At 68.2% G+C, this 19,481-nt stretch carries 16 protein-coding genes; 11 read left to right on the plus strand and 5 right to left on the minus strand.

The window, feature by feature from the left end:
• Positions 1-111: 111 nt before the first annotated feature.
• From Bra3105_RS13385 to Bra3105_RS13395, 3 genes are all read right to left on the minus strand, one after another.
• Positions 112-1,053 carry a LysR family transcriptional regulator gene (locus Bra3105_RS13385; RefSeq protein WP_228357214.1) on the minus strand — a complete coding sequence of 314 codons (942 nt, stop codon included), beginning with the start codon at positions 1,051-1,053 and terminating at the stop codon, positions 112-114.
• Positions 1,054-1,156: 103 nt separating this feature from the next.
• The gene (gene pepE / locus Bra3105_RS13390; protein ID WP_228357215.1) at positions 1,157-1,918 is read right to left on the minus strand and encodes a dipeptidase PepE; all 762 of its coding nucleotides are present in this window, start codon (positions 1,916-1,918) and stop codon (positions 1,157-1,159) included.
• A 37-nt stretch (positions 1,919-1,955) separates the two neighbouring features.
• Positions 1,956-2,756: an IclR family transcriptional regulator gene (locus tag Bra3105_RS13395; RefSeq protein ID WP_228357216.1), complete on the minus strand. Its 801-nt coding sequence runs from the start codon at positions 2,754-2,756 to the stop codon at positions 1,956-1,958.
• Positions 2,757-2,980: 224 nt separating this feature from the next.
• Between Bra3105_RS13395 and Bra3105_RS13400 the strand changes: the two genes are divergently transcribed.
• The 4 genes from Bra3105_RS13400 to Bra3105_RS13415 are packed head-to-tail and all read left to right on the plus strand — an operon-like array spanning position 2,981 to position 6,988.
• A complete protein-coding gene (locus tag Bra3105_RS13400; protein ID WP_228357217.1) occupies positions 2,981-4,600 on the plus strand; it encodes an OPT/YSL family transporter in 1,620 nt (539 codons plus the stop codon).
• A 20-nt stretch (positions 4,601-4,620) separates the two neighbouring features.
• Entirely contained in the window at positions 4,621-5,358 is a 738-nt protein-coding gene (locus tag Bra3105_RS13405) for an AroM family protein (RefSeq protein WP_228357218.1), read from the plus strand.
• Complete coding sequence (locus Bra3105_RS13410) at positions 5,355-6,011, plus strand: aspartate/glutamate racemase family protein (protein ID WP_228357219.1); 657 nt, start codon at positions 5,355-5,357, stop codon at positions 6,009-6,011. The genes Bra3105_RS13405 and Bra3105_RS13410 overlap by 4 nt, the downstream gene beginning before the upstream one ends.
• A gap of 41 nt (positions 6,012-6,052) precedes the next feature.
• Positions 6,053-6,988, plus strand: a complete 936-nt coding sequence (locus Bra3105_RS13415) for a DUF1177 domain-containing protein (protein WP_228357220.1) — start codon at positions 6,053-6,055, stop codon at positions 6,986-6,988.
• A gap of 28 nt (positions 6,989-7,016) precedes the next feature.
• Here Bra3105_RS13415 and Bra3105_RS13420 read toward each other — a convergent pair whose 3' ends face one another.
• On the minus strand, positions 7,017-7,931 hold the full coding sequence (locus Bra3105_RS13420) for an alpha-L-arabinofuranosidase C-terminal domain-containing protein (RefSeq protein ID WP_228357221.1): 915 nt from the start codon (positions 7,929-7,931) through the stop codon (positions 7,017-7,019).
• A 54-nt stretch (positions 7,932-7,985) separates the two neighbouring features.
• Between Bra3105_RS13420 and Bra3105_RS13425 the strand changes: the two genes are divergently transcribed.
• The 7 genes from Bra3105_RS13425 (at position 7,986) to Bra3105_RS13455 (ending at position 17,228) form a co-directional block, all read left to right on the plus strand.
• Positions 7,986-8,219, plus strand: coding sequence for a hypothetical protein (locus Bra3105_RS13425; protein WP_228357222.1), 234 nt, complete (start codon positions 7,986-7,988; stop codon positions 8,217-8,219).
• Between the two features lie 236 nt (positions 8,220-8,455).
• Positions 8,456-9,451, plus strand: coding sequence for a hypothetical protein (locus tag Bra3105_RS13430; RefSeq protein ID WP_228357223.1), 996 nt, complete (start codon positions 8,456-8,458; stop codon positions 9,449-9,451).
• Positions 9,452-9,546: 95 nt separating this feature from the next.
• Positions 9,547-10,800 carry a DUF6361 family protein gene (locus Bra3105_RS13435; RefSeq protein WP_228357224.1) on the plus strand — a complete coding sequence of 418 codons (1,254 nt, stop codon included), beginning with the start codon at positions 9,547-9,549 and terminating at the stop codon, positions 10,798-10,800.
• On the plus strand, positions 10,800-12,662 hold the full coding sequence (locus Bra3105_RS13440) for a phospholipase D family protein (protein ID WP_228357225.1): 1,863 nt from the start codon (positions 10,800-10,802) through the stop codon (positions 12,660-12,662). The genes Bra3105_RS13435 and Bra3105_RS13440 overlap by 1 nt, the downstream gene beginning before the upstream one ends.
• Positions 12,659-15,877 carry a helicase-related protein gene (locus tag Bra3105_RS13445; protein ID WP_228357226.1) on the plus strand — a complete coding sequence of 1,073 codons (3,219 nt, stop codon included), beginning with the start codon at positions 12,659-12,661 and terminating at the stop codon, positions 15,875-15,877. The genes Bra3105_RS13440 and Bra3105_RS13445 overlap by 4 nt, the downstream gene beginning before the upstream one ends.
• A 73-nt stretch (positions 15,878-15,950) precedes the next feature.
• Positions 15,951-16,865: a restriction endonuclease gene (locus tag Bra3105_RS13450; protein WP_228357227.1), complete on the plus strand. Its 915-nt coding sequence runs from the start codon at positions 15,951-15,953 to the stop codon at positions 16,863-16,865.
• Between the two features lie 150 nt (positions 16,866-17,015).
• A complete protein-coding gene (locus Bra3105_RS13455) occupies positions 17,016-17,228 on the plus strand; it encodes a hypothetical protein (protein WP_228357228.1) in 213 nt (70 codons plus the stop codon).
• 1,512 nt (positions 17,229-18,740) lie between these two features.
• On the opposite strand, the gene drmC is transcribed toward Bra3105_RS13455, so the two are convergent.
• Positions 18,741-19,481, minus strand: coding sequence for a DISARM system phospholipase D-like protein DrmC (gene drmC, locus Bra3105_RS13460; RefSeq protein ID WP_228357229.1), 741 nt, complete (start codon positions 19,479-19,481; stop codon positions 18,741-18,743).

Raw genomic sequence — 19,481 nt, forward strand, 5'->3', positions numbered from 1 at the left:
CTGCGAGCCGATCGGCGCCGTGATCGAAACGTGACCGTCCGTCTCATGAATCGTCGTGACGCGGCCCGGACTGCTGCCGGCGCGTGGGGGACGAGAAGATGTCGCACCTGGTCAGAGCTGCTCTGCGTCCTCTGGTGCGGCGTCCGCTCCGCCGATGACGGCGCGGCAGGTGTCTGCGAAAGCGCGCGCTCGGCGCGTGGGCAGAGTGCCGTCGTCATTCCACGCGAGCACGATGTCGAGAGAACGTGTCGGCTCCAGAATGGGAATGTGGTACAGGCTCCCGCCGGCATATGTGGATTCGATTTTCGGCTGCTGGTTCAGGAGGGTGAACCCATGTCCCATCGCGACCATCGCCCGCACCGCCTCGTAGCTCTCGAACCGGTAGCGCACCGTTGGCTGGAGGCCGTGATCGGTGAACGTGCGCAGGAAGTAGTCCCGGCTGAGCGGCAGATCCAGCAGCACCAGCGGCTCCTTCGCGAGCTCGGCGAGACTCACCGACTCGCGGCGCGCGAGCGGGTGATGCTGGGCGACCGCGGCGTAGAGGGGCACCTGTGCGAGTTGCTCCCGGCGGACCGTGGCATCCAGCCCGAGGTCGTAGGTCAGGGCGACCTCGACTCGGTGGGCGGTGAGGGCGGGCGCCACCTCGTCGGCGGTCAGTTCCGTGACGTCGACATGGAGCTGCGGGGCCCGCTCGCCCAGATCGCGTACGAGCGTGGGGAGGAAGAACGGGGCGAGAGTGCGGAAGCACCCCACGCTCACCCGGCCCGTGAGCGACTCGGAGTGCACGGAGGCCACGGCGTCGTCGAGCTCCGCGAGGATCTGTCGCGTCCGCTGCAGGAAGTCCTCGCCCGCGGCGGTCAGCTGGAGCCCCCGGGCCCGCTGCCGGATCATGAGCTGGACGCCCAGCTGGCTCTCCAGGTGCGTGATCGCCGTGGAGATCGCGGACTGCGCGATGAACAGCTCATCCGCCGCGGCGGTCATGCTCCCGTGCTCAGCGGCTGCTAAGAAGTAGGTCAGTTGGGTGAGGGAGACGTCCCGTCGGCTCGTGGGCATGCGATCTCCTGGTGCGAACGAGGTGTAAGCAGCGAATCGCGCATCCGCGTGCAGGGGCAAACTGCGCGTTGTCGGTACCTGATCTGCTGAAGCAGGTCGCTGTTCACTGCGGCGCGACGTCGCTGGAACCCACATCAAGCCGTAGCTGCCGGTGGAGAAGCGCGGAGACGTCCCCCGAGACCTCGTGCGGGGAGGCCCCTCGCTCGAAGACGACGGCCGGCCCTGGAGCTGCGGCACCGACGGCCTGCCCGCCGATCGTCGCGCGCTCGTCGTCGACGCGCAGCCAGGTGCCCTCGCGCAGTCCCAGCACCGCGGCATCGTTCTCCTCGAGGAACTCGGTGAGGCGCTGCTCCCGCGTCTCGCCGCGATGGGTGCTGTGGGGATCGGCATCGATGAAGTGCGGATTGAGCTGGAAGGGCACCAGACCCAGTGCATCGAACGATGACGGCTGCACGATCGGCATGTCGTTCGTGGTGCGGATCGTGCCGCCCGCGATGTTGGTGCCGGCGCTCGCCCCCATGTAGGGCATGCCTGAACGGACACGCTCGCGCAGAGGGGCGACCAGGGCGAGCCGTTCCAAGGTCGAGAGGAGGCGGAACGTGTTCCCGCCGCCGACGAAGACCGCCCGCGCCTGCTCCACCGCTCCGATCGGGTCTGTGGAGGTGTGGAGTCCCGTGACCTCGACGCCGTGCGGTGCGAGCGCATCGATCACCCGCTGCGTGTATGCGTCATGGTCTGCGAGAGCGAAGGGCACGAAGGTCAGCGGGGCTTCGTCGAGGAACTCCAAGACCTCGTCAGTCGCGTGTGCGAGGTAGTCGGAGTCATTGTTGGTCGAGTTGGACAGCAGAAGCAGGTGCACTGTCATCTCCTGGAGAGTGGGGGCGGAAACGTGGACGCGAAGTTCAGGACCGGCTGCGCGCTGCGGCGCTGCGGTTGGCGAGCAGATTGCCGAGGCGCTGCGCGGCGTCGAGGAGCAGTGGGACCTGGGCGGTCAGGTCGTCCTCGTAGGTGAACACCTTCGGCTCGATCACGGAGATTGAGCCGACAGGCGTGGCGCCCACTCGCACCGGCGCAGCGATGGCACGGGTGGTCTGGTCGAACTCGCCTTCCGAGTACGCCCAGCCCTGCCGATAGGTGTCGTCGAGCAGTCGCTCCAGCGCGGCGTCGTCGACCTCGGTGAGCTCGGTGTACCGGGCGAAAGGGCGTCCGGAGAGCATGTTGCGCCGCACCAGTGGGTCGAGGAAGGCGAAATAGGCCCGGGAGGTCGCGCCGGCGTGGGCCGGGTAGAGGTCGCCGACCAGGGGGTGCGAGCGCACGGGGCCGGAGTCGCCGTCGACCGCTGCCACGCACCGCACGTGGTAGCCGTCGGGCACGGTAAAGGATGCTGTGCGGCCCGTCGACTCGGCGAGGCGCGCGAGCACGGTCTCCGCGAGACGGGCGAGTCCGCCTCCGCGTTCCCAAAGCGCGGCCATGTGCCACATCGCCGGGCCCAGGCTGTAGCGCCGGGAGTACGGGTCGGAGATGAGAAAGCCACGGGCGGCGAGCGCTGCGAGCAGGCGCTGGCTGGTCGATCGGTTGAACCCGAACTCCTCTGCGAGTTCGAGGACGCCCCAGTCCCGACGGGTCTCGTCGAACGAGAGAAGGATCTGGAGGGCCCGGTCGACGGTCTGCAGCGGGCCGCGCGCATCGATCGCCTCGTCCATACGCCGGTGCCTCCGTCGCCTTCGAATTGTGGGTGAAGTCTGGGGTCCAGTGTGCTCGGCTTTCAGTCCGTGCGCCGCTGTGTCCATATTGCAAACTCGTAACCCAGATAACGGGAACGTGTTGCTCGGCGACTCTCGAACCGCCACGGTGGTGCGATCGCCCTAAGAGGTGGCGATCACAGCAGACCGTGGGAGGCCCCGTGTCCTCATCCTCAGCCGCACCCGTGTCCGAACGGGAAGCAGCGCAGCACCCTCGCGCCTTCGAGCCCGTCACAGCACTGATCACCCTTGTGGTCTCACTGCTGGGGGCCGCGATCGGAATCCACATGATCACCACGCTCGGTGTCGCACCGAACACGAGCGTGATCGGCGCGGTCATCGCGATGCTCATCGGGAGGGTCGGCTTCGCCGGACTGCACCGGATGCGGGACGTGAACCGGCAGAACCTCGTTCAGTCCTCGATATCTGGAGCCACGTTCGCGGCAGCGAACTCACTCCTCACACCCATCGCGATCCCGTACCTCTTCGGGAGGCCGGAGCTCGTGTGGCCCATGCTGCTCGGTGCGAGCCTCGGCCTCGCGATCGACGTGTACGTGCTCTACCGCGCCTATGGCTCCCGATTCCTCCCTGCCTCTGCCGCCTGGCCTCCCGGCGTGGCCGCCGCGGAGACCATCAAGGCAGGCGATCAAGGCGGCAAGCAGGCCGTCGTGCTTATCGGCGGCGGGGTGGTGGGATTCGTGGCCTCGCTGCTGGGACTGCCGATGTCCGCCGCCGGCATCGCGATGATCGGCAACATGTGGGCGCTGCTGATGTTCGCGGCGGGCCTGCTGATCGCGCAGTACGCCCCGGGCCTGCTCGACGTGGACCTGGGAGCCCTGTACGTCCCGCACGGCGTGATGGTCGGAGCCGGGGTCGTGGCGCTCGTCCAGATCGTCCTCATCATGGCCGGCAAGCAGACCGCGCGTCAGGCCGCCCGAGCGCGAGAGCTCGAGGAAGCGGCCCAGGAGGACCCGGCGCTCGCGCCCACCGTCACCGACGCGATGCTGCGCAGAGCGCTCACCTCGGGGTTCGGACTCTTTTTCCTGGGTGCCGTGCTGCTCGCCCTGGTCGGCGGTATGTGGACCCAGCTGCCGTGGTGGGGGCTCCTCGGATTCGCGCTCTTCGCCGCCTTCGCCGCGATCGTCCACGAGCTCATCGTCGGACTCGCCGCGATGCATGCCGGGTGGTTCCCCGCATTCGCCGTCACCCTGATCTTCCTGATCCTGGGCCTCCTGCTCCACTTCCCTGCGGTCCCTCTCGCCCTGCTGATCGGGTACTGCGCCTCCACGGGACCGGCGTTCGCCGACATGGGCTACGACTTCAAGGCCGGATGGATACTGCGTAGGAGCCACCGTCCGTACACCGCCTTCGAGCTCGAGGGGCGCCGGGAGCAGCTCAAGGCATCCATCCTCGGCTTCGTGATGGCGATTGGGCTCGTGGCGCTCGTGTGGCCGAGCCTCTTCGCCGATGGGAACGTGCCGCCGACCTCCCAGGTGTACGCCGACACCATTTCGGCCGGGCTGTCGGATCCGTCGGTCCTGATCAATCTGCTCATCTGGGCGATCCCGGGCGCGATCGTGCAGATCATCGGCGGGCCCGGGCGCCAGATGGGCATCCTGCTGGCGACCGGCTTGCTGGTCGCCACGCCGAATGCGGGCTGGCTCGTACTTATCGCCCTTCTGGGCCGTGTGGTCTGGCAGCGCTGGCGCGGAGCCACAGGGGAGCAGGAGGTCGCGCTCGTCGGCGCGGGCCTCATCGCCGGGGACTCCGTGCACTCCGTCGGCACCATGATCTGGAAGCACTGAGCACAGGAGCTGAGCACCCCATGACCAGCACGTCCACACGCCCGGAGTCCGTGGGATCCGGTGTCCGGATCGGCGTCGTCACCATCGGGCAGACGCCTCGCACGGATCTCACGCCCGAGCTCGCACGGCACCTGCCAGGAGCCGAGATCGTCGAACGCGGAGTTCTCGACGGACTCTCCGCCGCGCAGATCCACGAGCTGGCCCCACAGGCGGGAGAGCACGTGCTCACCACGCGACTGCGCGACGGAGGGTCGGCCGTCATCGGGGAGGGGTCGGTCATGGACAGGCTCCCCGCGGTGATCCGGGAGCTGGAGGCCGACGTCGACGCCGTCCTGCTCGCCTGCACGGGGCCGTTCCCGAACATCGACCATCGACGGCCCCTGTTCGTCCCGGACCGGATCATCGCCCACGCGATCGGCGCGGCGGCGACCGCGGGAGAGCCGGTAGGGATCATCGCGCCGCTTCCGGAGCAGGTCGAGGACACGACCCGCAAGTTCGACGCCGTCCTGCGCGGGAGCTCCGCTGTGCACGTGACCGCCTGCTCCCCGTACACGGGGACGACGAGCGAGCTGCGGCGGGCAGGCCGCGCGCTCGCCGAGGACGGGGCCCGGCTGCTGGCGATGGACTGCTTCGGGTACACCGCGGACATGCGACGGATCGTGGCCGAGGAGACCGGGCTGCCGGTGATCGTCGCCCGTTCCATCGCCGCCCGGCTCGCCGCCGAGGCGCTCGGTCTCGAGGGGACGGCCGTCTCATGAGGCTCGGTATCATCCGCGTGCTCACCACGCAGGACAGCACCCTGCTGAACAGCCACGGCCAGGTCATCGCCGAGGAGTTCGGCGTCGACACGGTCTCCCGCTGCATCCCCGACCAGCCCCGCGGCGTCCACTCGCCGACGACCTTCGAGCAGGCGGCTCCGAAGGTCGCCAAGCTCGCCAGCGCCATGTCCGCGCACGACGACGTCGACGCGATCCTGCTCAGCTGCGCCGCGGACCCGGGCCTCGAGTCGGCGCGCGCCGCATCGCGCGTGCCGGTGGTGGGAGCGGGGTCGAGCGCGGCATGCGAGGCGATGGGGCTCGGGGAGCGCGTCGGCGTCCTGGACCTCACGGCGCGCACGCCACTCGCCGTCACCGCGCGCCTCGGGGACCGCCTGCTCACGGCGACCGTCCCCGACGGCGTCACGGAGTCGCGCGACCTCCTCACCGACGTCGGCCGGCGGGCGGCGCGCAGCGGCGCCGCGGACCTGGTCGCGCAGGGTGCGGATGTCGTGCTCCTCGCCTGCACCGGCATGACCACCATCGGCCTGCGTCATCACCTGGAGGGTGACCTCGAGGTCCCGGTGGTCGACGCCGTTCTCGCCGGTGCCCGCGCTGCCATCGCCGCTGCCGCGGAGACGGCATCCACTCCTTGATCCCCACCACCGCGTTCCACCATCGACAGGAGAGTTCCACCATGTCCTTCAGCCACCTGATCGCCGCCTACGATCTGCTCGACGATCCCGCGGTGCGCGGGGATAGCGTCGCCGCGCACCTGCGAGGCATCTCGCCGCACGCGCAGGTCGAGGTCGAGGCCGTCACGGAGGAGGCGGGGACCACCGACTTCCTGCGCGTCGTGATCCCGGGGACCGAGGGGAAGCGATCCGGCGGATCCGCGCCGACGCTCGGCATCCTGGGCCGGCTCGGCGGCCTCGGGGCGCGTCCCGAGCAGATCGGCTTCGTCAGCGACGGCGATGGCGCGCTCTCCGCGGTGACCATCGCCGCCAAGCTCCTCGCCATGGCGGAGCGCGGGGAGCGCCTGCCCGGCGACGTCATCGTCGCCACCCACATCGACCCGGACGCCCCCACCCAGCCGCACGATCCCGTCCCCTTCATGGGATCCGTCGTCGAGCAGGAGGTCAGCAATACCCATGAGGTGAGCGCCGAGATGGACGCCATCCTCTCGATCGACACGACCAAGGGGAACCGGGTCCTGAACCACAAGGGCATCGCGATCACGCCGACGATCGCCGACGGCTGGATCCTCCGGGTCTCCGAGTCCCTGCTGGACATCGTCAACCGCACCACCGGCCGCCTGCCCGCCGTCATGCCGATCACCATGCAGGACATCACGCCGTACGGGAACGACGTCTACCACGTGAACTCGATCGTGCAGCCGTGCACGGCGACGGAAGCGCCGGTGGTGGGCGTCGCGATCGTCACCGAGTCCGCGGTGCCCGGCTCCGCCACCGGCGCCACGGACCTGCACGACGTCGATCAGGCGGTGCGCTTCGCCATCGAGACCGCGAAGGACTTCGGTCGCGGAATCGCGACGTTCCACGCACCGGAGGAGCTCGAGAGGCTGCAGGCGCTGTACGGCAGCATGAGCGCCCTGCGCACGCAGGGTCGCTGAGCTAGGGCGTCCTTCCCGCGCTCGCTGCTCACACCTGCCACTCGAGCACGCTCACCGAGTGCGCCGGCGCCGTGAACCTCCCGCCGTCCAACTCCACCGACCGCTCCCGCAGGGCGACGGTGTCCGGCACCTCGATCGTGTTCACCGCGAACAGGTCCTCGACCCCGTCGCCGATGCTGTGCACCGTGACGGGCCCGGTCACGAGCTCGCCCTCGACGCTCAGCACCGCCTCGATGTCCTGGTCGGCCGAGCGGTTGATGACCGCGAGATAGCGGCGCGACCCGTCGGCTGACGCGGTGGCGCTGACATCCAGCAGCGCGACGGAGGTGAGCACGTCGACGCACTGCGCCTCGCCGCCCCAGCCCTGCTCGTGGCGCACGGGCAGGGTCACGGCGGGGCCGGACACCGCAGCCCGCAGCGGACGGGTCCCGAAGTGGTTCAGGTACAGGTCCCACACGTGGAAGGTCGCGGACCTGACCAGGCCGCCCTCGCGCACCGCGAGCAGGGCATTGGCGTTCACGAGGTTGACGGTGTTCGCCATGGCCACAGGCACGCGGTTGTCAGCGGTGCGGTGGATCGCGTGGAAGACGCCCGCGTAGAAGAGGGCGTCGGCGAGCGTCCTAGGGGAGTACCGGTTCACCTTCCAGCCGATCTCGCCCGCCTCGCCCGGGGCGTCGGCCGGACCGGAGGTGTCCCGGGGCGCGATGCCGCCGTCGGCCCCCGGCTGGGGCCCGGGCCAGCTGCGCGGCTCGTAGTGGCGCATGTTCCACTCGTCGAAGGCGATCTGCAGGGGGCTGGTGATGCCGTGCCTGTCCGCCGCGGCGGCGACCTTTTGCGAGAAGCCCTGGAACACCTGCTCCATGTGGACCGCCTGGGCGACGATCGCGTCGAACTCCTCGCGGCTCGGGTCGACGAGGTGGAAGCCGGCGCCGTAGGCGTGCACGGAGAACCAGTCGGTGAGCTCGCCGGGATCGCCCCGGCCGGCCAGACCCTCGACGTGGAGATCGCGAAGCTGGTGCGTCGCAAGCTCCGGATCCTCGGCTCTTTCGGCGCCCCCGCTTCGACCACGATGCCCGAGGTGATCCGCCGGGCCGCCGAGGGCGCCATCGACCTCGAACGGCTGATCACCGATCGCTTCGCATTCGAGGAGACCGCCGAGGCGTACCGGAAGCTGAACGAGCGCGAGATCCGTGGGCGGGAAGTCGTGATGGTGGAGCCGGAGCTGGGGTGAAACTGACCGGCGCCGTCGGAATCTATGTCTGCTGGTCGTGTGCAGCTACGGCATTCACGCCGCGATGAGCCGTGACCTTCGCGTGGGCCGGTTCCACCGCGCTCCACCGCGCGCGGATGCCGTTGCACACCGAAGCGCTGCCCGGGGTGTCCACCGAGACGAATTGTCCCCGACTCCCCTTACTCTGGTCCCAGCACCGGGCACCTGCACGGGCACGATGACGGGGAGCGGCGCTCATGCCAGAGGACGAGACGCACGAGCGGGGCACCGACGTCGCGGTCCATCTGCGCGACCACCTCGACCCCGCAGACGATACGACGGCCGCGCTGGCGGACCTCTCCGAGCATGAGCGCTCCGACGCGGACTCGGACGCGGACGCGGAGTCGTTCGCGCGCGACTTCCTCGTCCGCGTGCTGAGGCTGCGGATGGTGCGGATCGATCGCGAGCACTTCCTGCGCTCCGAGCTGCACCGTCGCGGGATCGGCGCAGCGACCATCGACGCAGCGATCGACGCGAACCCGGCTGCGGCCGGCATCTCCCTCGAGATGCTCGACCGGATCGCCGCGGACGCGGTCGCGTTCGAGACGCGCAAGTCGACGGCGATGTCCTTCGCGGCGGGCATCCCCGGCGGATTCGCGATGATCGGCACCGTGCCGGGGGACCTCACCCAGTTCTACGTCCACGCGTTCCGCATCATGCAGAAGGTCGCGTATGTGTACGGGTGGAGATCCTTCCTCGAGGACACCGATGAGGTCGACGACGAGACCCTGGGGAAGCTCTCGGCCTTCCTCGGCGTGATGATGGGAGTCAACGGCGCAGCGACGTCGGTGACGAGGTTCGCGACCGCTGTGGCCGCTCCCGCTGTGCAGCGCCAGATCGCCGGTGCCGCGCTCACCAAGACCGGCTGGTACACCCCGATGAAGCAGGTGCTCAGGGTCGTGGGCGTGAAGCTCACCAAGGACAGTCTGGCGAAGACCGTCTCGAAGGCGGTGCCGGTGGTGGGCGGCGTCGTCTCCGGCGGACTCACCTATGCGATGCTGCGCGTGCAGGCAGGGAGGCTGATCCGGCACCTGCGGGAGCTGCCGCCTCCGCACGTGGATGCTGAGGAGTATCTCCGTCAGCTCCACGACTCCGACGAGAAGAGCACCGCGGCCGGGGCGACGGGGCGGATCGGGGCGAGGGTCTCACGGCGACGGGGCGACAAGGGAGCCGACGAGTCAGCCCTCGCGTGAAAGGCACGAGCACATCGCGCATGCCCCCTGGCAACCGGGACAAGGGCCTCGGATTTCTCCCCGCGTTCGCCCGCCCACGGTGCACCATGGACTCCATGCCCTCCACCTTCGCCTGGCTCGCCGTCGACGCCGAGCAGCGGCGCAGGATGATGGAAGCCGTGGACCAGTTTCGCGACGAGACGACGATCGACGACCTGGGCGTCGGCGCGATCCGGGACGCCTTCTCAGACACGCTGTTCCCCGGCACCTCCACGCTGAACACCCGGCTGCGGTATGTCCTGTTCATCCCGTGGCTGATGCGGGAGGCCTCGAAGCGCCCGACGGTCGGCGAGATGGCGGAGAGGTATCACGATCTCGAGCGGGAGTTCATCAGCGCCCTCGAGCGCGGGACGAGCGACGACGAGCCTGGGATCATCGGCCGCCGTGCGGGGAAGACCCTCCAGCGGGTCCCGTCGGTGGTCTACGGAGGGATGCTCGCGCAGTGGGGGATCCTCGAACGCGGCCTCACCTCACGCGAGTTCTTCACACGGGTCGAGGCGGCCCGGCGTCTGGACGCGGAGGCGCCCCGCACGGAGGACGGCGGGCTCGGCACGGAGCGGATCCCCGACGGGCTCGATCCAGCACTCCCCGCACCGCCCGATCACCTGCTGAGGAGCGCCGATTTCCGCCTCCTCCCGGGTGAGGTCGAATACCTCCGGGAGGCGATCACCCGCACCAACCCCGGAACGCTCATCGCCCGCCTCGTGCAGGAACGACCGGCCGGATGGACCGACGCCCAGAGTGCGCCATCCGCCCCTTGGGCGCCGGAGATCCTCGACCTCCTCAGCCCCCGGACCGACGGGGAGCTGCGCACCCTGCTCGACCTCGCCGAGCGCTTCAGCCTGCACGTCCACGGCGCGAACCTGCTCTACAACCTGCGGATCGCGGAGGAGACCGCCTCGGATCCGGAGCGCTTCCGAGACGACCGCGTCGCCCACTTCCGTGAGCTCCTCGAGTCGTGGGCGGACGAGACCGCGGCCTCTCGCCCCTTCGACTCTGAAGATCTCCTGGCCCTCGGGCAGCTGATGGCGGCCCGGCGTCGCAACTTCACCGACCGGACCAGGACGTTCCTCGAGAGCTGGTGCGAGCAGACCCGCACGCCTCACGCCGTCGCGGACTCCACCACCGCGCGCCATCTGATCACCCAGCGCGAGCGCCTGGTCAAACAGGGACGCGCCCGGCTGCGGCCTGGGAACCTCAAGGCCCTGAATGCCTGGAGCGGCGCGTCCGGCGCCGGACGGAACCTCTTCCGCTGGCCGAACGTCGTCACGCTCCTCCAGGACCTCTACGACGCCGAGGAGAGCGCCTGATGCTTGAGCCCGACACCAGCGTCCTGCTGACCGACGCGCTGCGGCCGCCGCCGGGGCACGAGGTCGACGTGGCCGTCACGACCACTTTCTCGCTGAACCTCACCTCGATGCTGATCGCACCGATGACCTTCGCGTTCGCGGAGATGGACGACTCCGGCGGCATCGACGACCGCGACCCCGCGCAGCTGCTCGACGCCGTCCAGCGCTTCATGGGCCGCACTACCGTGTTCTGCCAGGCTGCTGGGATCCAGGTCCCCGCCTCGCACAGTCGCATCCACACCTTCCTCGAGGGCTCGCTCTACGAGGTCGAACCCCCGGCCGAGAACGCCTTGTTCCATCCGAAGCTCTGGGCGATCCGCTATCGCCGCCCGCACGACGGGACGCTCTTCCACCGCGTCGTCGTCGGCAGCCGCAACCTCACCCTCGACAGCTCCTGGGATACCGCCCTCGTGCTCGACGAGAGTCCTGACGGCACGATCGACGCCGCCCCCGCCGGCGCCGCAGTCGAGGCAGTGACGGGTATGTCCCTGGACCCCCTTGCTGAGGACCGTCGCGACGCGATCCTCGATCTCGCGCGGACGCTGCGGGACGTGCGACTCGAGGCACCGGAGCCCTTCACCGGAGGAACGCTCCTCCCGCTCGGCCTCGATGGCGACCCCGTCCCGTGGCCGTTCCCGGAGCGGCCACGGAAGGTCCTCGCGATCAGCCCGTTCCTCGCCGCGGACACCCTCGCGCGGCTCCGTGCCGGCGCGGAGGAGACTACGCTGCTCACCCGTGCCGCCGCCGCGGATCAGCTCGGCAGGTGCGCCCTGCGGGACTGGGACGTCAATGTCCTAGACTCCGCCGTCGACGGGGGAGCGGAGGGAAGCGTCGTGGGGGAGGACGCCACCGACGAGGACGGAAGCCCGGCTCCGTCCACGCTCCTCGACCTCACCGGACTGCACGCCAAGACGGTCGTCGTCGACCGCGACGACGGGCAGTCGGAGGTCATCACCGGCAGCGCCAATCTCACCGGGCAGGCGTGGAGCAGGAACGTGGAGCTCGATGCCGTCCTCGTCGGCCCTACCCGGCTCTGCGGCGTCGACGCCGTGCTCGGCGAGGGCGGCAAGGCCATGGGCCTGCGCACCATCATGGAGCCCTACACGCCGGCACCGGACGCGATCGAAGACCCTTCCCTCGACACCGGGTACCTGCTCGAAGAGTTCCACCGCACTCTCGGCCGGTCCGTGCCGAGACCGCGACTGGACCTCGTCCGCACCAGCGACGACGCCGTCTCCGCGCGGCTCACGATCGTGCTCCCGGTCGACTGCCCGGGCGACACGGTCATCTGGCCGCTCACCGCACCGAGACTCCGCCGTTCGCTCGCCGAGGAGACCTCCTGGGAGCTCTCCCTGGACGAGATCACCCCGTTCCTCGCCGTGGAGACGACGCACGGCGACGGCCCCGCCCGAGCGACGAGGCGCTGCCTCCTCAAGGTCCAGCTCGTCGGCGACGTCATCGACCGCGAACAGCGGGCGCTCGCCGCGATGCTGAACAGCCGCGATCGCGCGTTGCGCTACCTCGCGCTTCTCCTGGGCCTCGACGAGCCCGCCACCGCTCATGCCCAGGAGCTCACGCTCGACACGCTGACCAGCGAGATCGACGGCATCGCCGTGCCAGACCACCGTCGGCCATCGCCCCCGGTCGTGCTGTTCGAGCCGCTGGTGCGCGCGGCCGGGAACGACATCGACCGGATCCTCTCGGTGCGGAAGCAGGTCGAAGCCGTCCTCGAGCTGCCGAAGGCCGACGAACTGATCCCGCCGGAGTTCCTCCAGCTGTGGGACACGGTGCTGAGATTCTCGCTGTCGAGGAGGCACCCATGAGCCCGAAAGCTTCCGCCGAGCCGACCGCTGTGGACGTCGACGCCCTCCTCAACGGCCTCAAGCCCTTCCAACGCGCCACTGTCGACCACGCGTTCCGGCGGCTCTGGACCGACGGGGACTCCGTCAGCCGCTTCCTCGTCGCCGACGAGGTAGGACTCGGCAAGACCCTCATCGCCAAGGGCGTCGCAGCCCGCGCGATCGCGCACCTGCGCGAGACCACCGATCGCACGGTGACGATCGTGTACATCTGCTCCAACAGCCAGATCGCCGGCCAGAACCTGGACCGCCTGCGCGAGCTCACCGGCGGTGAGGCGCAGCGCAACGCCGACCGCATCACGATGCTCCCGCAGACGATGGGCTCCGCCCCGCCCGGCGGCGTCGACCTCATCGCCTTCACCCCCGGCACCTCCCTGCGGCTCGGCGACGCAACAGGCCGAGTCGGCGAACGCGTGCTGCTGCACTGGATGCTCAGCCACAGCATCGACCGGCTCTGGCTGACGCAGCCCCGGATCGTCGACTACTTCCGCGACGCCGTCGGATTCCGGAGATTCGCCGACAGGCTGGAGTGGGACTGGAGCCGGCCTGCACTCGATGCCGGCCTCGTCGACGAGTTCACCCGCACCCTCCGCACCGATGCCGGCCCCTTCGGCGGCACGCTCCTCAGCGACCTCTTCGACGAGCTCGATCAGTGGCTCGGCAGCGAGGAGGTGACGCGCGAGATGTGGTGGCGGCGCCGCCGCATGATCGGCGCGCTGCGCATGGTCATGGCCCAGACCGCTGTGACCCGCCTCGCCCCGGACCTCGTGATCCTCGACGAGTTCCAGCGCTTCAAGGATCTGTTCCCCGGCGCCCCTAGCACGGGGGACGAGCACTACTCGGATGCGCAGCAGCTCGCGCAGAAGATCATCGATCATCGCTCGGCGAAGTCGCTCGTGCTCTCCGCCACCCCGTACAAGATGTTCACCCTGCCCGACGAGCTCGACGCCGAGGACCACCACCAGGACTTCCACGACACCATCGCCTTCCTCGCCGGCCCCGACCGCGCAGACCGCGTGCGGGAGCATCTCGCCCAGGTGCGCGAGGGCATGCTCCAGGGCACCGACGAGGGCACGCGCCGCGCCGAGGAGGCGACGGCCCGGGCCCAGGCGGAGCTCCAGCGAGTCATGTCCCGCACCGAACGGCTCGGCTCCACCGCGGTGGCCGACGGGATGCTGCGCGAGATGGAGATGCCCTCCCTCGAGGTGCGTCCCCGGGACCTCGAGGTCTGGACCGCCGCCGACGCGATCGGGCGCCATGCCCACGGCATGGACATGTTCGAGTTCTGGCGCTCGAGCCCGTACCCGGTGAACCTCATGGACCCGTCGGCCTATGTCGCCCAGCGTCGCACCCTCGAAGCCGCCCGCGGCGATGACAGCGGCGACATGGCGCATCTTCTGCACACGCACCGACGCGGGCTGCTCTTCTGGGACGACATCCGCCATTACCGCGAGATCGATCCCGGCAACCCCAAGCTCCGCGCGATGATCGACGCCGCGATGGACCGTGGGGTCTGGAAGCTCGCCTGGCTCCCGCCCTCCCTCCCGTATGTGTCGCCGGGCGGACCCTTCGCCTCCGAGGACGCGCGGAGCTTCACCAAACGCCTCGTGTTCTCCGCCTGGAGCGTGGTCCCGAAGGCGATCTCCGCCCTGTTCAGCTACGAGACCGACCGTCGGCTCAGTTGCTTCGCACCCCGCCATGGGACGGGCGCGTCAGCGCTGTACGACGATCCGCGCACGTCAGGGCTGCTGCGCTTCACCGTTGTCGACGGCAAGCTCCAGAACCTTCCCCACCTTGCACTGCTTCAGCCGTCCGTCGCCCTTGCGCAGCTCGGCGACCCCCTCGCCATCGCCCGCGCGACCGGGGAGGAGCTCCCGCTGGCTCCCGACCGCCTCCTGCAGGCCGTCACCCAGCGGATCCAGGAGCGCCTGGATGCGCTGGACCTCCCCGTGCGGGAGGGGAAGGGGCAGACCGCCGGGTGGTACGGCGTCGCGCCATACCTCCTCGACCGTGCCCTCGGACTCGAGGACCTGGCCCTCCGCGGCGCCGTCGACGGGGCGACCGACGGCGACGAGGCCGGCTCCCGCTACGGAGACCACGTCGCCTTCGCCCTCGACCCGGACTGGGACGTGCTCGGTGCCCCACCCGAGGACCTCGCCTCAGTTCTCGCGCAGGTCGCCATTGCCGGGCCCGGTGTGTGCGCGCTGCGCGCCGTCGGTCGCGCGACCGGGGGAGAGGTCTCCTACGCCGACATGCCCGTGCGCCGCGCAGCCCTCGAGATCGCCGAGGGCCTGCGCTCACTTTTCAACCGGCCCGAGACGATGGCCGCCGTCCGCGCCTCCACCGACGCAGGCAGCGAGGACACGGACGGCTATTGGCAGCTGGTGCTGCGCTACTGCCTCGACGGCAACCTCCAGTCGATGCTCGACGAGTACGTCCACACCCTCGTCGACTCCCTCGGACTGCGCCACGACGAACCGGCCGAGCGCGCCGCGACCCTCGCCGAGCGGATCCGCGCGACCACCGGCACCCGCAGCGCCGCGAACGAGATCCACGAGCTCTCCTCCGACGGGGAGAAGGTCGACGTGAGCACGCACAAGCTCAACTCCCACATCGCCGCCCGTTTCGGCCGCGCCCTGAGCTCCGAGGCGGCCGAGAACCGCGAGGCCTCGGTGCGCGACAGCTTCAACTCCCCGTTCTGGCCCTTCGTGCTCGCCAGCACCTCCGTAGGCCAGGAGGGGCTGGACTTCCACACCTACAGCCACGCCATAGTGCACTGGAACCTGCCCGGCAACCCCGTGGACCTCGAGCAGCGCGAAGGCCGTGTGCACCGGTACAAGGGGCACGCCATCCGGCGCAACATCGCCCATTCGCATGCCGGGGCAGCGCTCGCGCCGGGCTATGACGACCCCTGGGCTGCGATGTTCGACGCCGCCGTTGCAGCTGAGCCCGAGGACAGCGACGGTCTCAGCCCGTTCTGGCTCTGCGACGGCCCGGCGAAGATCGAGCGCTACGTGCCCGCCATGCCCCTCAGCCGCGAGTCACGGCAGTACCTGCGGCTGCAGCGGACGCTGGGGGCGTATCGCTCCGTGATGGGCCAGCCGCGGCAGGAGGACCTGATCAAGCTGATGGGCGAGGACGTCGACTGGCCGAGGATCGACCTGAGGCCGCCGCGATGAAGGCGGCATGCAGCACTAAAACCAGGTGCCACTCGGTAAAGTGCAACGAGCCGCATCAGTCAGAGGAGCACCCATGCCCGCCCCCACCTGGGACCAATACATGATCCCCTCGCTGCAAGTGCTTGTGGACGGCCAGTTGCAGCGCAGTCGAGAGATCGTCGCCAGAGCCGCAGATCTGCTGCAGCTGAGCGAGAACGACCGGGCGGTCCTCATCCCCTCTGGCCAGGAGCAGTGGAAGAACCGCGGCAACTGGGCGCTGTCCTACCTGGCACGTGCGGGCGCGGTCGAGCGTCCCTCACGAGGCCGCTACGTGATCACCGAGGTGGGCAGAGAACTGCTCGAGACCCACCCTGACGGTATGACGGAGAAGGATCTCCCCAGCGTCCCGGGGTACGACTCGCCGAGACTCGCTCAGAAGCCCACTGCGGCGGCACCGGCCACGCCGGCCCCCGGGGTTGAGGAGCGCACCGAGCTGGATCCCGATGAACAGATAGAGAACGGCATCGCGAGGATCCATGCCGACGTCGCCGATCAGCTGCTCACCCGCATCCAAGCGCAGGGTCCGGAGTTCTTCGAGAAGGCCGTCCTTGATCTGCTCATGGCGATGGGGTACGGGGGTGCCGAGGGCTCCGCCACCCGTACGCAGCTGTCGCGGGATGGTGGGATCGACGGGATCATCGACCAGGACGCCTTAGGCCTCTCCCGCATCTACGTCCAGGCCAAGCGCTATGCAAGCGACAACACCGTGGGCCGGCCTGCGATCCAGGAGTTCGTGGGCGCGCTCGCCGACAACGCCGCGAATCAGGGAGTTTTCCTTACGACCAGCCGATTCAGCGCCGACGCGCAGAAGTATGCGGACCAGGTGCAGGCACGGGTCGTTCTCGTGGACGGGGCAAAACTCGCCCGACTGATGATCCGCTGCGGTGTGGGCGTGCAGATTCGTCGTACAGTGCAGATCGTTGACGTCGACGAGAACTTCTTCGAGTAGTGAATGCCCTTCGAATCAGATCCACTCTAGGCACGCCGCGACTTAGGGTTGATGGTGCCACTATCGGTGCCGTCGGGGCCAAGCTACGATCCGGGTTGGCGAGGGTTGAATCGAGTGAGATCGGCCTCCGAGGATTTCGAGAAAGATGCGATGGGATGCGACGAAGGCGCAGGACTAGCAGGCGGCGGCCAGAGACATAAATTTAACAGTGTGCTCGTCCGCGGGGTCGCCGAGGATCTGATCATGCCGGCGCGGGTGGATGCGAACATGGCCGCGTCCCAGACCTCGGTCGAGATCTTCTATCACCGGACCTACCTCGGCCACCTCGGCGAGTGGATGAACCATGGGCTCACAAGAGCCTGATCCCTCCCGCCTCAAGAGCGCACCGATGACTGCCTTCTTGACGTGTGTCCCGTGTTTCTTCGACACCTTGACACTCCTGAGTGTCCATTTTACTCTGAAGGGGTCATCGGCTCTAGGTTTTCGCCATGATCGCTCAGCTCGCTTGTGGAACAAGTTCGAGACCTCTGGGCATGCGGGAGTTTTTTTGTCGCTTGGACGACGCTTGTTGGGTCCCGTAGCGCCAATTGCTGTTTGTGATTGCTTTGCGTCCATATTTCTAATGGAGGGGTCTTGTGGGTGGGAGAGATGTCGGTTGGGTTGCGCGCTTGGCGAATGATCGCCAGCGAATGAGTGACGTTCCTCGGGGGCTCGTCTTTGACTCGGTGCACAAGAGCGCGAGATTTAAGGCTAGCGCTGCGGTGGCACCTGTAGTCCTTGTCGAGTTCTTGGTCGCAGCGGCGTCGGGCATGGCGGTCGTCGAGGAGCCTGGATTTTCCTCGGGTGGATGGTTCCCTGCGGTGTGGGCGTGGGTTTTCTTGATCGTGCTCCACCGTCAACTCTTGCTCCTTAGGCTCCCGCCCGGGCAGGTGATGGTGACGGCTGATTATCGAGACGCTCTCGCCAAGCGTTCGACTTACGCTTTGGTGCTAGTTCTCGGTGTCGCAATGGTGGCAATCTTCTCGATATTCATCGGTTGGCCAATCCCTCTAAGTGGCGTCGCGACAATCTTGGGCATTGGTGGATTTGTGGATCTCATGGGGAGGGATGCCGCAAAGTTCGACAGTGCAGCGCTTTATGCGGCACGGCGACGGGTCTCCTCTCTTGCGTCGATGGATCGCGAGTCCAGGGAGGTTTATCAGCGTACGCCAGGGCGTTTCGGCATTCCGCACGTCAACGGAATTTTTGGACCTGCCTTGGGGGGCATGCTCTCGAGCGGCTTCGGGGCAATAATGTTCGTGGCGGGCAAATACGCTCCACGGGTGCCGGCGAGCCAGGTGGAACCATTGACATTCTATAATGTGATTACAATCGTGCTTGCGGCAGCTTCAGTGGTTCTCTTGCTTGCATCTTGGGTGTCGCCGAGGTTCGAAATTTGGCTCACCCGTTCGATGGACGCCCTGTCGAACGCAATTGCGTCGCGGGCAAGAAGGGTGATCGGATGTCTTGCAGTGGTGCCCTCCCGTTTGCGGGCGGCATTGTGTGGGCGGCCAGCTAAGTCGCCTTCTGGGGGTCGGCAGCCGGAGAGTCTGGAGTAGTTGGTGGCGTCGAAGCGGCACTCCCGGTCGGCGGTGGTCTAGCTGTTGCGGGTCATGACGTTGTATTCAGCGGGGTAGGGATGAAGGAACGGGTCCCTGACCGGCACGATGGCCGCTGCTGAAGTCATTCATCTGCTGGGGGAGACCCGTTCTGTGACCCACCGTAAATGAGTTCTAGCTGGTGGCTAAGCGCGAAACTTGTCGCGCGCACCCCGAGCGTGTGTTCGTCGCTGTACGATCACTTCTAGTGAATCGTGCGCAGAACTCTCGATTGAAGTCATCGCAATGAGAGTGGCGCGCCCTGCCCTTTTACGGACTCGTAAATATCGCCCTCAAGGTTCTCGAGCTCACGCTCAACCCGACGGGCAAGTTGAGGATCGGGCACTTTCAGTCCGAGCTCCACATTGTTGTTCTCGGCGCTCCACGAAAAGTTTGCGCTAGTCACGACCAGTACGCGGTGGTCTATGACGAAGTACTTCGCATGGTTGCGAAGTGCCCGCCCATCGACGTACCGGGTGCGGAAGACCGTGGCGGGTGCCAATTGCTGGGCGATGTCGATTGCTGTGGGGCCACCGCCACCTTTGGTGGCCTCCCGGTCGATATAGATGCGCAGATCGAGCCGTCTACGTGAAGCGCGACGAAGTGCCTTCCACATCCCCGATGTGGTCTGAAAGTTGTAGGTGGAGCAGACGATGGATTCCGCGGCATCGTCGACGAGTCCGACGAGTGATGTGGTGAGGCCGCCGGACCGTGAGCGGAGCCCCGGCGTGGTCCACAGGAGCTCGTTCGTCCTGTCCACCGAACGGGCGCCGACGATCCCGTTCAGGACCTGTTCCAGCCCCGCGGGATCCTGCAACATGTCCGCCTGTCGGAGCAACGCCTTGAGGTCTGCCCGTGCGCCGGGGCTGAGCGCCATCAACGCACCGAGCACGGATTCTCCCTGCTGGAGAGACCCGATGATGATGCGCGCGTCTGCAGTGCGGATCTGACGTCCGAGGGTGCCGATCGGATTGTCCAA

Origin of the sequence: Brachybacterium halotolerans subsp. kimchii (genome assembly GCF_020792675.1) — a bacterium.
GTDB lineage: Bacteria > Actinomycetota > Actinomycetes > Actinomycetales > Dermabacteraceae > Brachybacterium > Brachybacterium halotolerans.

Coding starts and splice junctions, on each gene's coding strand:
- Bra3105_RS13385 (WP_228357214.1), bottom strand. CDS start 1,053: ATGCCCACGAGCCGACGGGACGTCTCCCTCACCCAACTGACCTACTTC.
- pepE (WP_228357215.1), bottom strand. CDS start 1,918: ATGACAGTGCACCTGCTTCTGCTGTCCAACTCGACCAACAATGACTCC.
- Bra3105_RS13395 (WP_228357216.1), bottom strand. CDS start 2,756: ATGGACGAGGCGATCGATGCGCGCGGCCCGCTGCAGACCGTCGACCGG.
- Bra3105_RS13405 (WP_228357218.1), top strand. CDS start 4,621: ATGACCAGCACGTCCACACGCCCGGAGTCCGTGGGATCCGGTGTCCGG.
- Bra3105_RS13410 (WP_228357219.1), top strand. CDS start 5,355: ATGAGGCTCGGTATCATCCGCGTGCTCACCACGCAGGACAGCACCCTG.
- Bra3105_RS13415 (WP_228357220.1), top strand. CDS start 6,053: ATGTCCTTCAGCCACCTGATCGCCGCCTACGATCTGCTCGACGATCCC.
- Bra3105_RS13430 (WP_228357223.1), top strand. CDS start 8,456: ATGCCAGAGGACGAGACGCACGAGCGGGGCACCGACGTCGCGGTCCAT.
- Bra3105_RS13435 (WP_228357224.1), top strand. CDS start 9,547: ATGCCCTCCACCTTCGCCTGGCTCGCCGTCGACGCCGAGCAGCGGCGC.
- Bra3105_RS13440 (WP_228357225.1), top strand. CDS start 10,800: ATGCTTGAGCCCGACACCAGCGTCCTGCTGACCGACGCGCTGCGGCCG.
- Bra3105_RS13445 (WP_228357226.1), top strand. CDS start 12,659: ATGAGCCCGAAAGCTTCCGCCGAGCCGACCGCTGTGGACGTCGACGCC.
- Bra3105_RS13450 (WP_228357227.1), top strand. CDS start 15,951: ATGCCCGCCCCCACCTGGGACCAATACATGATCCCCTCGCTGCAAGTG.
- Bra3105_RS13455 (WP_228357228.1), top strand. CDS start 17,016: ATGGGATGCGACGAAGGCGCAGGACTAGCAGGCGGCGGCCAGAGACAT.